This is a genomic window from Glycomyces endophyticus (genome assembly GCF_039531525.1).
Lineage (GTDB): Bacteria > Actinomycetota > Actinomycetes > Mycobacteriales > Micromonosporaceae > Glycomyces > Glycomyces endophyticus.
Genome location: NZ_BAAAQF010000004.1, coordinates 121,336 through 131,210, shown reverse-complemented (window position 1 = coordinate 131,210; position 9,875 = coordinate 121,336). Strand labels below are relative to the sequence as shown.

Here is a 9,875-nt window from a genome sequence, read left to right as displayed (position 1 = left end):
CACGCGATCGCGTGCCGCCCTCCGTCGTCGTCTACGACTACTGCTTGCTGAACGCGGCCCAGCGGTCCACCAGGGCCGTCGCCGCGCCCCCGTCGATCGCCTTCGCGGCCAGCTCCAGGTTCCCCGCGAGCAGGCCCCGCCGGATCTTCACGTCGTGCAGGTCCACCCCGTCCACGAGGCCCTGCCGCGAGGCCATCGCCGCGGCCGCGTTGATGAGCACCGCGTCCCGGACCGGACCCGACTCGCCCGCGAACACCCGCCGCGCCACGCCCGTGTTGAACTCGATGTCGCCGCCGCGCAGCGCCTCCGGACCCGCGTTCACCAGGCCGACCTCCTTGACGTCGATCGACCCCTGTGACACCCGGCCGCCCGAGGCGATCCACTCCGACGTCGTCGCCGACGTCGAGATCTCGTCCAGGCCGTCGTCGCCGCGGACCACGAACACCGAGGCCCCGCGCGCCGCGAACACCTGCGCCATCAGCGGCGCCTTCACCGGGTCCGCGCAGCCGATCAGGCCCGCCTGCGGCTGGCCCGGGTTCGTCAGCGGCCCCAGCAGGTTGAACACCGTCGGGATGCCCAGCGCGGCCCGGATCGGACCCGCGTGCCGCATCCCCGGGTGGAAGGTCCGCGCGAACGCGAACCCGATCCCCACCTCGCGCACCGACGCCTCGACCCGCTCCGCCGTGGCGTCCAGGTCGACGCCCAGCGCCTCCAGCAGGTCCGCCGAGCCCACCGTCGACGACGCCGACCGGTTGCCGTGCTTGATGACCGGCACACCCGAGGCGGCGACCACGATCGCCGCCATCGTCGAGATGTTCACCGAGTTCGAGCCGTCGCCTCCGGTGCCCACGATGTCCACCGCGACGCCCAGATCCGACAGGTCCAGCCGGGTGGTCTCCGCGAGCATCCGGCCCGCGATGGCGCCGATCTCCTCGGGCGTCTCACCCTTCGAGCGCAGCAGCACCGCGAACGCCGCCAGCTGCGCCGGATCGGCGTTCCCGGCCATGATCTCCGCCATCGCCCAGTCGGCGCTGGCCTCGTCGAGATGGTCGCCGCTGGAGAGCCGCGCGAGGACATCGGGCCAGGTCGGACTAGACATGCATGCTCCCGGGAGAGGAATATAAGGCGGCGCGCTGCGCCGGCGCCGAGCCCGTCGCCCGGCTGACCAGCAAGTCTACTACCGTCTGCCCGGTGGTCACGGGGTTGAGCGGGTGCTTCAGGACCGCGTCGGCCCGCGACCACGCCGCCAGCCACCGGTCCGCGTCCCGCGCGACCACGACCGCCAGCGTCGGCGGCTCGTCGAACTCGTCGCGCAGCTGCCGGGCGATCCCGAGGCCGCCGGCGGGCTGCGCCTCGCCGTCGAGGACCACGAGGTCGATCTCGTACTTGTCGATGAGGGCGACCGCCTCGTCGTACTCACCCGCGACCGCGTACTCGATCCTGATCCCCTCGGCCGGCGCTTCGCCGATGGCCGAGCGCATCTGTTCGATGACCGCGGGTCGATGACTGTAAAGGAGGACTGCGTACTCAGCCGTTGAGGTACTCACGCTTCGCATATTAAACGGGCCACACCGAAATGGGAAGCCCGGCGCGGCCACTTCCCCCTTCGGGAGCGCCTACAGTAGGCGAACCGCGAATGACCTGGGCACACGCTGTGAAGCGACTGGGAGCCTACTCCCCGCGACACGCGCGAAAAAGACACCCCATGCGCAGCTTGAGCGCGCCGAGCCGTAATAATGTGCCCGTGACTGCCGCCGAAGCAACTATCGACCCCAGCCGAATCCACTCACTGACCCGGCCCAATGTCGTCAGTGTCGGCACCATCGTGTGGTTGAGCAGCGAACTCATGTTCTTTGCGGGACTGTTCGCGATGTACTTCTCGATCCAGGCCGCCGCGCCGTCGATGTTCGAGGAGGGCTACCACCACCTCGAGATCCCGTACGCGCTGGTGTTCACCGTGATCCTGGTGGCCTCGTCCGTCACCTGCCAGCTCGGCGTCTTCGCCGCCGAGCGCGGTGACGTGTACAAGCTGCGCCTGTGGTTCGCGATCACCTTCATCATGGGGCTGGTCTTCGTCCTGGGACAGGTCAACGAGTACCGCAACCTGGTCGGCGAGGGGCACTCGATCTCCTCCGACGGCTACTGGACCATGTTCTACCTGACGACCGGGTTCCACGGCCTGCACGTCACCGGCGGCCTGATCGCCTTCATCGTCTACCTCATCCGGACGACGATGGGACGCTTCACTCCCGCCCAGGCCACCGCGTCCATCGTGGTGTCCTACTACTGGCACTTCGTCGACGTGGTCTGGATCGCGCTCTTCGCCGTGATCTACTTCCTTCCGATGGCCCAGTACTGAGACTGACCGGCCGCCCGCGCCTCCCACCCGGACGCGCCTGCGGCCCAAGGCAATAGGCCTCGGCCCTGGCCGAGGTTGCATCCGAGAAACGCGACGGCCGCCACCCGGAGGCGGCCGCCGGCCGAGCGAAGGCCCCCGACAGGGGCCCCGCCCGGTCCGAGAGCTAGATAAAGGTGAGGCAACAACCGTGGCTGCATCAGCGAAACGCCGGCGAGGCTGGCGCAAGCGCCTCGGCGCGCTGGCCAGGTTCACCGGCGCACTGGTCATCGTCGGTGGGCTCTACTCGGTGTTCTCGCCGAGCCTGTACGCGCAGGAGGCCGAGGACAACGCGATCGACTCCGAGGTCGTCAAGGGCCAAGAGCTCTACGACACGAGCTGCATCTCCTGCCACGGCGACGACGGCGAGGGCATCGAGGGCCGCGGCCCGAGCCTCATCGGCGTCGGATCGGCGGCCGTCGAGTTCCAGGTGAACACCGGCCGCATGCCGATGGCCGCGCAGGGCGCCCAGGCCCCGGACTCCGACTACCCCGTCTTCGACGAGGAGGAGGCCGCCTGGCTCGGCGCGTACATCGAGTACCTCGGCGGCGGCGCGACGGTGCCCGACGACCTCGCCGCGCTGGTCGAGAACGCCGACGTCGGCGAGGGCGGCGACCTGTACCGCGTGAACTGCTCCTCCTGCCACGGCTACGCCGGCGGCGGCGGCGCCCTCTCCTCGGGCGCGCACGCGCCCGCGCTCATCGGGGTCTCCGACGAGGAGATCTACCAGGCGATGCTCACCGGCCCGCAGAACATGCCGGTCTTCGCCGACAACGAGCTCACCCCCGAGCAGAAGGCCGACATCATCGCCTACGTCCAGTACGTCGTCAACGACGACAAGGACCCGGGCGGCGTCTTCACCCTGGGACGGTACGGCCCGTCCACCGAAGGTCTGGCCATCTTCCTGGTCGGCATGACTGCGCTCCTGCTGACCACGCTCTGGATTGCAGGTAAATCGTGAGTGCTCACAACGACAGCGCCCGTGACGAGGTCGAGCCCGTCGACCTCCGGGACCCGAAGCTGACGCGCTTCGAGGTCTACAAAGAGGGCCTTCGCCGCGACGACATCGAGATCATTCACTACGAGCCGCGCTTCCCGAAGCCGGGGACGAAGCTCGAGAAGCGCATGGAGCGCATCGTCGGCGGGCTGTTCCTGCTCTCGGGCCTGTTCGCGACCCTGTTCGTGGTCGCCTTCATCTGGTGGCCCTGGGAGTACGAGGGCGCGGCCACCTGGCGCGACCCGCAGACCTGGTACACGCCGGTCATCGGCTTCACGCTCGGGTTCTCGCTGCTGTTCTTCGCGGTCGGCGTGCTCACCTGGGCGAAGAAGCTGCTCCCGGTCGAGGAGCTGGTGCAGGACCGCCACGACGGCGGCTCCTCCCACGAGGACCGGCGCATCGCCGAGTCCACCGTGGACACCATCGTCGACGACATGGGCCTGCGCCGCCGCCCGTTCCTGGTGAAGACGGCCCTGCTGGCCGCCGCGCCGCTCGGCCTCGCCGCGGTCGCCCCCCTGGGCGCCCTGCTCAAGGACCCGGGCGACATGTACACCGTCACCGGCTGGAACGCCGAGCGGTACAACGACGGCGACCCGATCCGCCTCATGATGAAGGACGGGGCGCTCGTGCGGCCCGACATGGTCTCCGCCGGCGGCCAGATCACCGTCTACCCGGCGATCGACCACGGCGCGACCAACCAGTTCCCGACCGCGCCGACCCTGCTCATCCACCTGCGGGAGACCGACGCGGCCACGCTGCGCGGCAACCTGTACCCGATGTACCAGGACGTCGACGCCCTCTGGGGCAACTTCGTCGCGTACTCCAAGATCTGCACGCACGTCGGCTGCCCGGCCTCGCTGTACGAGCAGCAGAGCCAGCGCCTGCTGTGCCCGTGCCACCAGTCGCAGTTCAACGTGGTCGACAACGCCGCCCCCGTGTTCGGCCCGGCCACCCGGCACCTGCCGATGCTGCCGATCACGGTCGACGACGAGGGCTTCTTCATCGCCACGTCGGACTTCCTGGTGCCCCCGGGCCCGGCGTTCTGGAACCGCCCGTCCCTCCCCGAGGAGGATGAGAAGTGAAACGCCGCAAAGGCTCCAACGACAGCCTGCTGACGAAGGCGGGCGGCGAGCTCGACGACCGCTTCAAGCTCGCTGGCCCGGCCCGGGTCCTGTTCAACAAGGTGTTCCCGGACCACTGGTCCTTCCTCCTGGGCGAGATCGCGCTGTTCTCGTTCATCCTGCTGCTCCTGTCGGGCACGTTCCTGGCGCTGTTCTTCGAGCCGTCGATGGTCGAGGTGACCTACAACGGCGCGTACGTGCCGCTCCAGGGCATCGAGATGTCGCGCGCCTACGAGTCGGCGCTTGACCTCTCCTTCGAGGTCCGCGGCGGCCTGTTCATGCGGCAGATGCACCACTGGGCGACGCTGCTGTTCATGGCGTCGATCCTGGTCCACATGCTCCGGATCTTCTTCACCGGCGCGTTCCGCGCGCCGCGCGAGACGAACTGGATGATCGGCATCCTGCTGTTCTGGGTCGGCTTCTTCGAGGGCTTCTTCGGCTACTCGCTCCCCGACGACGGCCTCTCCGGCACCGGCCTCCGCATCATGGAGGGCATGACCGCCTCGGTGCCGTTCATCGGCCCCTGGGCGTCGGCGGCGCTGTTCCGCGGCCAGTTCCCGGGCACCGACGTGATCTCGATGATCTACATCATCCACGTCTTCATCTTCCCGCTGATCCTGCTGGCGCTCATCACGGTCCACGTGGCCCTGGTGTTCATCCAGAAGCACACGCAGTGGCCCGGACCGGGGCGCACCGAGCACAACGTGGTCGGCTTCCGCATGTTCCCGAACTACGTCATGAAGCAGGTCGGCTTCATGCTGTTCATCTGGGGCGTGGTCGCCGCGATGGCGGGCCTGTTCCAGATCAACCCGATCTGGCTGTTCGGCCCGTACGAGGTCTCGGTCGTGTCCTCGGCCTCGCAGCCCGACTTCTACGTCATGTACCTGGACGGCCTCATCCGCCTGTTCCCGGCGTGGGAGTTCCGGGTCCCGCCGTACTTCACGCTGCCGGCGGTGTTCTGGCCGGCGATCGCGGGCATGGGCCTGTCGGTGCTGCTCCCGCTGGTGTACCCGGCGCTGGAGCGGCGGTTCACCAAGGACCGCGGGCACCACAACCTGCTCCAGCGCCCCCGCGACAACCCGGGCCGCACCAGCCTCGGCGTCATGATCGTGATCTTCTGGGTCATCGGCGCGGTCTCCGGCGGCAACGACGTGTTCGCCGAGAAGTTCGACATCTCGCTGAACGCCATGACCTGGGCCGGCCGCATCGGGATCGTGATCCTGCCGATCATCGCGTACTACGTGACGTACCGGATCTGCCTGGGCCTCCAGCAGCACGACCGCGAGGTCCTCGCGCACGGCCTGGAGACGGGCATCCTCATGCGCGACCCGAACGGGCGCTTCTACGAGGTGCACCAGCCGCTGGCCGAGCCGGACGAGCACGGCCACACCGAGCTGGAGTACAACGGCTGGGTCGTCCCGAAGAAGATGAACCGCGTCGGCGCGCTCCCGCCGACCGACCGCGGCTTCTTCAAGTCGATCGAGGAGCCGTCCGAGAACGGCGCCGCGCGCGACGAGATCGAGTCGGGCAAGCACTAGCCGAGCGACATGGGAACGGGCCCCGCCGGAAGGCGGGGCCCGTTCCTCGTCGGTCCCGGGATCGTCGGTCCCGGCGGTCAGTACCGGTCGACGGTGGTGATGAGCTTCTCGGCCAGCTCGTCGGGGTCGAGCTTCTCGCGGGCCAGGGCCAGGTACAGGGAGTCGAGGTCGGGATAGCCGAGGGACGAGGCCACCCCGTGGAGGGGCTGCTCGCCGGCGAGGCCGCGACCGCGGGCGATGAGGGAGCGCCACAGGCGGTTCTTGCCGGCCTTGAGCTCGTCCTCGAAGCGCTGCATGGGGATCACCGGCAGCTCGCCGGTGGAGTCGCCGTCGTCGATCGCGCCGAACCAGTCGTTGATGTGCAGCTGCGCCTCGGGGGTCTTGGCGTGCTCCAGCCACTGCTTCGAGGGCCCGTAGGGCTGCTCGGCGGTGAGGACCAGCTCGACGGTGTCGCCGTCGCGCAGCGGCCGGGCCAGGGGCGCGATCTCGCCGTTGACGTACGCGGCGATGAGGCGGTGGCCCTTGGACGGGCCCGAGCAGTAGGCGACGTCGACCGGGGTGGACGCCTTGGGGACCGTCAGCTGCTCGCCCTCGCCGGTGAAGACGAGGATGTCCTGGTCGGCCAGGTCGCAGCGGAGCGAGTCGAGGAACTGGCCGGAGTCGGCGACCTCGTGCTGCCAGTCGAGGAGCCGCTGGAGCCAGGGGAGCTGGATCTCCATCTGGTCGCCGCCGGACTGGCGGAGACCGGCGACGATGCCGACCTCGGCGGTCTCGTGCATCTCCCGGGTGCGGATGAGGAACTCGATCGGCTGGCCGCCCGGACCGGCGACCGCGGTGTGGATCGACTGGTACAGGTTGAACTTCCTGGCGGCGATGAGGTCGCGGAACTTGCCGCCCACGGGCTTCCACAGCCGGTGGATCGCCCCGAGCGCGGCGTAGCAGTCCGTCAGGGGCCCGTCGACGACGATGACCAGGCGCGGCGGGTCGGCCGGGCCGGTGCCCGGGTGCTTCTGCATCTCGCGGTACACCGAGTACGGGTGGCGGGGCCGGTCGATGAGGCGCGCGGCCACCTTGAACTCGCGCAGCGCCCGGCGCACCTGCGGGGCGATGTGCTCGACCTGGCGCTTGCGGTCGGTGTCGGAGCCGAGGTGCTCCTTGATCCGCTGGAAGACCTCCGGCTGGAGCGTCTCCAGGACGATGTCCTCCAGCTCGCGCTTGATGACGTACAGGCCCAGGCGGTCGGCGAGGGGGATGAGGACGTCCTGGGTGGCCTCGGCGATGCGGATCTGGCTGGGGCGCTTCTTGAACTTGATGGTGCGCATGTTGTGCAGCCGGTCGGCGAGCTTGATGATCATGACGCGGATGTCGCGGCCGGCGGTGAGCACGAGCTTGCGGAAGGTCTCGGCCTCGGCGGCGGACCCGAGGTGGATCTTGTCGAGCTTCGTGACGCCGTCGACCATGACGGCGATCTCGTCGCCGAAGTCGCCGCGGAGCGCCTCCAGGGAGTACGGGGTGTCCTCGACGGTGTCGTGGAGGAGCCCGGCCGCGATCGTGGGGGTGTCGACGCCGAGGTCGGCGAGGATGGTGGACACCGCGATCGGGTGGGTGATGTAGGGCTCGCCGGAGCGGCGGGCCTGGCCCCGGTGCATCTGCTCGGCGATCCGGTACGCGCGGCGGACCAGGAGCATGTCGGGCTGCGCGAAGTGGGCGCGGTGCGCCGCCTCGAGCTGCGCGACCTTCCCCGCGAGGTCCCACGGGTCGTCAGGTCTGGCAGTCCGAGTAGCCGAAAGCAATGCGCGCAACATGAAAGCCTCCGATGCCCAAGGTTGACCGCATTCTAGATGTACAACGATTCCTGGAGAGAATCGACACTAGACACTGTCGGATTTCGGCAGGGCCGCCGGAACGGGCGGATGACACAGCGTACCGGAGCGGACCTCGTCCCGGAAACCGCAAGTGCCGCAAATGAATGCGAGACGACTCACGTCCGTTTCGCCGGAACTGCGGGAGTCCGATGCGTGGAACGTTCGGTTCCGTTGGGACAGCGGAGGGTCCGCACCCTCATCTCACCATGCGGACTGCTCGCGGCGCCACGACGACGGGTCGTGGGGGACCGCGCCGGCCATGCGCTCGGCGCCGTCGAGGGGGCTCGCCCAGGTGCCTTCGACGAGCACGAGGCGGACCTCGGGCCGCGCGAGCCAGTCGAGGAGGAGGCGCGCCTCGGCGGCGTGGGCGGCGTCGAGGACGTCGTCGGCCGGGTCGACGCTGCGGGCGGTCGCGCGCAGCTTCGCGATGTACGGCATGGGGTCGGCGCGCGGCGGGGTCCTCACGGCCCCGGCGAGGACGCCGTGCCGGATCACCGACACCTCCCAGCCGCCGCCCTTGGCGCGGCCCGCGGCGACCAGCTCCCCGGCCGCCACGAAGTTCCTGACGCGCTGCGAGGACGCGGCCAGGGCCAGGTAGGCCCCCAGCTCGTCGCGGCGCTCAGCGGCCGCCTCGAACCGCTCCGACGCGGCCAGCTCCGCGAGGCGCTCGCCGACGGCCTCGGCGATCGGGGACGGGTCGCCGTCCATGGCGCGGGCGGCCCGCTCCACGAGCGCGCCGTACTCCTCGACGCCGACGGTGTGGCGGCACGGCTCGGCGCACCTCCCGATCTCGCCGAGCACGCACGTGGGGGACATCCGCTTGGGGGACAGGCGGGTGCGGCACGAGCGGATCGGCAGGGCCGCCTCGATGGCGCTGATCGCGGCCTGCGCCTGCGTGCCCGAGGCCGGGCCCAGGCGCGGCGTGCCGGGCGCGGGCGGCTTGCGCGAGACCTGGAGCCGCGGGTACGGCTCCTCGGTGAGCCGCACCCAGCTGCGGTGCTCGGGGAACTTCGCGGCCCGGTTGTACGGCGGCTTCCCGCCCGCGATGAGCCGCAGCTCGGCGACGCCGGCCTCCAGCCGGTGGGCGCACTCGATCACCTCGACGCGCTCGGCCGAGGCGAGCATGTCGCGCAGGCGGCGGCGCTGCTCGGCCGCCGAGAAGTAGCTGCGGACGCGGGCGGCGACGTTCACCGAGACGCCGATGTACAGCGCCCGGTCGTCCGCGTCGCGGAAGATGTACACGCCCGGGCCCTGCGGGAGCCCGTCGGCGAGGTGCCGCTTGCGGTTCTGGAGCTCCGAGGGGATCGCCCGGCAGAACTCGCCCAGCTCGGCGTCGGTGACCACGCCGTGGCCGCTGGCCCGCTCGATGAGGCCGTGCAGCACGGTGACGGTGGCGCGGGCGTCGTCCAGGGCCCGGTGGTTCGGGGTCACCGGCGACCCGAAGAGCCGCGCGAGCGTGCCGAGCCGCCGGTTGGGGACCTCGCTCTTCTCGGTGAGGCGCCGCGCCAGGACCACAGTGTCGACGACCGGCGGCCGGGGCCAGCGGGTGTCGGTCAGTTCGCAGGCGTGGCGCAGGAACCCGACGTCGAAGCCCGCGTTGTGCGCCACGAGTGTGGCGCCGTGCGCGAACTCCAGGAACATCGGCAGGACCGTCTCGATGCCCGGGGCGTCGGCGACCATCTCGTCGGTGATGCCCGTCAGGCGCGTGACGCGCGGGTCGATCGGCTCGCCGGGGTTCACGAGCGTGGAGAACTCGCCCACGACCTCGCCGCCCTTGACCTTGACGGCGCCGATCTCGGTGATGCCGCACGCGTCGGCCGCGAGCCCGGTGGTCTCCAGGTCGACCACGCAGAACACGACCTCCCGCAGCGGCGTGCCGAAGCTGTCGAGGGTCGGCTGGCTGAAGCCGGGGCCGCCCTCGGGCGGGCCGGCCGATCCGCCGCTGCTCTGCATACCGGC

8 protein-coding genes are annotated in these 9,875 nt (G+C 70.2%); 4 read left to right on the top strand and 4 right to left on the bottom strand.

Going from position 1 to position 9,875, the window contains the following annotated elements:
• Positions 1-37 precede the first annotated feature (37 nt).
• Together trpD and ABD419_RS03780 are read right to left on the bottom strand one after the other, a co-directional pair.
• On the bottom strand, positions 38-1,099 hold the full coding sequence (trpD, locus tag ABD419_RS03785) for an anthranilate phosphoribosyltransferase (protein WP_344481926.1): 1,062 nt from the start codon (positions 1,097-1,099) through the stop codon (positions 38-40).
• Positions 1,092-1,556 (bottom strand): response regulator, encoded by a 465-nt coding sequence (locus ABD419_RS03780; RefSeq protein WP_344481924.1) that lies wholly within the window; start codon positions 1,554-1,556, stop codon positions 1,092-1,094. Before ABD419_RS03780 ends, trpD begins: the two co-directional genes overlap by 8 nt.
• 188 nt (positions 1,557-1,744) lie before the next feature.
• Between ABD419_RS03780 and ctaE the strand changes: the two genes are divergently transcribed.
• The 4 genes from ctaE (at position 1,745) to qcrB (ending at position 6,051) form a co-directional block, all read left to right on the top strand.
• Positions 1,745-2,359: an aa3-type cytochrome oxidase subunit III gene (gene ctaE, locus ABD419_RS03775; RefSeq protein ID WP_344481921.1), complete on the top strand. Its 615-nt coding sequence runs from the start codon at positions 1,745-1,747 to the stop codon at positions 2,357-2,359.
• A 187-nt stretch (positions 2,360-2,546) separates the two neighbouring features.
• Positions 2,547-3,356 (top strand): cytochrome bc1 complex diheme cytochrome c subunit, encoded by an 810-nt coding sequence (qcrC, locus tag ABD419_RS03770; RefSeq protein WP_344481918.1) that lies wholly within the window; start codon positions 2,547-2,549, stop codon positions 3,354-3,356.
• Complete coding sequence (gene qcrA, locus ABD419_RS03765; RefSeq protein WP_425555945.1) at positions 3,350-4,474, top strand: cytochrome bc1 complex Rieske iron-sulfur subunit; 1,125 nt, start codon at positions 3,350-3,352, stop codon at positions 4,472-4,474. Before qcrC ends, qcrA begins: the two co-directional genes overlap by 7 nt.
• Positions 4,471-6,051 carry a cytochrome bc1 complex cytochrome b subunit gene (gene qcrB, locus ABD419_RS03760; protein ID WP_344481913.1) on the top strand — a complete coding sequence of 527 codons (1,581 nt, stop codon included), beginning with the start codon at positions 4,471-4,473 and terminating at the stop codon, positions 6,049-6,051. Before qcrA ends, qcrB begins: the two co-directional genes overlap by 4 nt.
• Positions 6,052-6,128: 77 nt before the next feature.
• Here qcrB and ABD419_RS03755 read toward each other — a convergent pair whose 3' ends face one another.
• Positions 6,129-7,844 (bottom strand): RelA/SpoT family protein, encoded by a 1,716-nt coding sequence (locus ABD419_RS03755; protein ID WP_344481910.1) that lies wholly within the window; start codon positions 7,842-7,844, stop codon positions 6,129-6,131.
• Positions 7,845-8,117: 273 nt separating this feature from the next.
• The gene (locus ABD419_RS03750) at positions 8,118-9,869 is read right to left on the bottom strand and encodes a DEDD exonuclease domain-containing protein (RefSeq protein ID WP_344481907.1); all 1,752 of its coding nucleotides are present in this window, start codon (positions 9,867-9,869) and stop codon (positions 8,118-8,120) included.
• Between the last annotated feature and the right edge of the window lie 6 nt (positions 9,870-9,875).